The sequence below is a fragment of the Synechococcus sp. R8-2 genome (assembly GCF_047461715.1).
Lineage (GTDB): Bacteria > Cyanobacteriota > Cyanobacteriia > Thermostichales > Thermostichaceae > Thermostichus.
Window position 1 is genome coordinate 1 of the sequence record NZ_JANSHQ010000252.1, and the last position, 2,379, is coordinate 2,379.

2 protein-coding genes are annotated in these 2,379 nt (G+C 60.3%); one reads left to right on the forward strand and one right to left on the reverse strand.

Features of this window, described 5'->3' with window-relative positions; translation table 11 throughout:
• Positions 1-169 precede the first annotated feature (169 nt).
• A complete protein-coding gene (locus NW819_RS06650) occupies positions 170-1,126 on the forward strand; it encodes an NAD-dependent epimerase/dehydratase family protein (RefSeq protein WP_414388010.1) in 957 nt (318 codons plus the stop codon).
• Positions 1,127-1,229: 103 nt separating this feature from the next.
• Here NW819_RS06650 and cobW read toward each other — a convergent pair whose 3' ends face one another.
• Positions 1,230-2,288 carry a cobalamin biosynthesis protein CobW gene (gene cobW / locus NW819_RS06655; protein WP_414413274.1) on the reverse strand — a complete coding sequence of 353 codons (1,059 nt, stop codon included), beginning with the start codon at positions 2,286-2,288 and terminating at the stop codon, positions 1,230-1,232.
• Between the last annotated feature and the right edge of the window lie 91 nt (positions 2,289-2,379).

Here is a 2,379-nt window from a genome sequence, read left to right on the forward strand (position 1 = left end):
TCCTGCGATTTCTAGCTGACATCCTTGCGGCCAGATTTCCAGTGTGGGGTTTGCCAAGTCGAGCGGCTCTCTTGCAGGGGAATTGAGGGCTCAGGCAGTCCGGCAGACAGAAGCTGAAGCGGTACACTAGTCAGAAGCTTTTTTCATCGAGTCCCGTTGGGAAGACCTCTTGCGAAACCTGTTTCTTACCGGCGCTAGCGGCTGCCTGGGGCACTATGTGTTGGAGCACCTGGCCCAGCAAAGGGATCCCGAGTTTCCGGAGCGGCCCGCCTACCACCTGTACGTTCTCATCCGCGAGACCAGCCGCCTGCGGCTGCCCCTAGAACGGCTGCCCGCCCCTATCACCCTAGTACCCGGCGATCTCCTGCGCATCCGGGAACACGCCGCTCTGCTGCGCCAGATGGATGGGCTGATCCACATGGCAGCGGCTTGGGGGGATCCCGCCCTGGCTTGGGCCGTGAATGTTACCCACACCCTGGAGCTCTTTCAGTTGTTGGATCCGGAGCGCTGTCAGCAGGTGATCTACTTTTCCACGGCCAGCCTTTTGAACCAGGACCTGGAGCCTTTGGCCATTGCCGGACGGGCCGGCACCGACTACATCCGCAGCAAGTACGAGATGCTGCTGCGGCGGCAGGAAAGCGGCTTCTGGCCGGAGCGCCTGCTCACCCTTTATCCCACCCTGCTCTTTGGCGGCAGCCCCCACCACCCCTACTCCCACATCACTGCCGGCCTCAAGGACGTTCTCCGCTGGCTGGATCTGATCCGCTTTTTGCGGGTGGATGCCAGCTTCCACTTTATCCACGCTGCCGATGTGGCCGAGATGGTGGCCTATTGGGTGGCCCATCTGCCTGGTGGCGGCGATTGGGTGTTGGGCAATCCCCCCCTCTCCTGGGATGAATGTGTGGAACAGATGTGTGCTTATTTCAAAAAACGGATCTATTTCCGAGTGCCTCTGCCCCCGGCTCTCGTTCGCGGCTTGGCCTTTCTATTTCGGGTGCGGCTTTCAGCCTGGGATGAGTTCTGTCTGCGCCAGCGCCATTTTGTTTACCCGGCCATTTCCCCAGAAACCCTGGGTTTGCGCTGCCACTTCCCCACCGTGGCCTCTCTTTTGGATACCTACCTCTAGACCACCTTTGAGTAACAGTAGAACTGGACGCTGCTTCCTTTCCCTCTGGGACGGGGGGATGAGAGCCGAGGACCCAAGGGATCCCACTCGCCTCCGACAGGGATCAGCCGGTGGGGGCCACCGTTTCTCTGATGGCCAAGGCCTGGAGCTGGGCGGCAATGCGCTCGCGGTTGAGGTTTTGCCCAATCAGCACCAGTCGGGTCAAGCGCGGCTCCTGGGGTTGCCAGGGGCGGTCGTAGTAGGTTTCAAAGCGGGATCCCACTCCCTGCAGCACCAGCCGCATCGGCTTGTGGGGAACGGCCACAAATCCTTTGATCCGGTAAAGGCATTCCTCTTGGGCCAACCGGCGTAGCTGAGCCACCAGGGATCCCGGCTCATAACCTCCCTCCAGGCTGAGGTAGAAAGACTCAAAAGCTTCGTGCTCATGCTCCTCCCCGTGATCGTGGTGGCTGGGGCGGCGCTCGAGCTGGTCTTCCACCGCTGCATTAAAGCCCAAGAGCACTTCTAGGGGAACCTGCCCCCGCTCACAAGGGAGGATTTGAACCTCAGGGCGCAAGTGGTGCCGCAGCCAGCTTTCCACCCGAGCTTGCTCCTCTTGGGTAATCTGATCCACCTTGGTGAGCACCACCAAATCGGCACAACTCAACTGATCCTCAAACAATTCCTCAAGCGGAGTCTCATGGTCCAAACTTTCGTCAGCCTGCCGCTGCGCCTCCAGGGCCGCCGGATCCCCCACCAGTTGCCCGGAGGCCAGAGCCTGACCATCCACCACCGTAATCACCGCATCCACCGTGGCACCTGTACGGATGGTGGGCCAGCGGAAAGCCTGCACGAGCGGCTTGGGCAAGGCCAATCCTGAAGTCTCGATCAGGATGCAGTCCAGCTCTGCCCGCCGTTGCAACAAAGCTTCCATGGTGGGCAAGAACTCCTCCTGCACCGTGCAGCAGAGACAGCCGTTGGCCAGCTCCAAAATGGGGATGGATCCCTCCCCCTCACACCGTTGGCAATCCCGCAGCAACTCGCCGTCGATGCCCACTTCGCCAAACTCGTTAACCAACACGGCAATGCGGCGGCCCTGGTTGTTGAGCAAAAGGTGACGGATCACCGTGGTCTTGCCGGATCCCAGAAATCCGGTGATGACGGTAACAGGGATCTTGTGCATCTGCTCTGATGACTCAGCGCTCTTCAGTTTCCACCCCAAACTTTCTTTCTGCCAATCCTTGAGGGGGGGATGCCCAAAAAAAGGCCCCCGG

What these genes read in the sequence shown, in the direction of transcription:
- cobW (WP_414413274.1), bottom strand. Translation starts at nt 2,288, where the DNA reads ATGCACAAGATCCCTGTTACCGTCATCACCGGATTTCTGGGATCCGGC.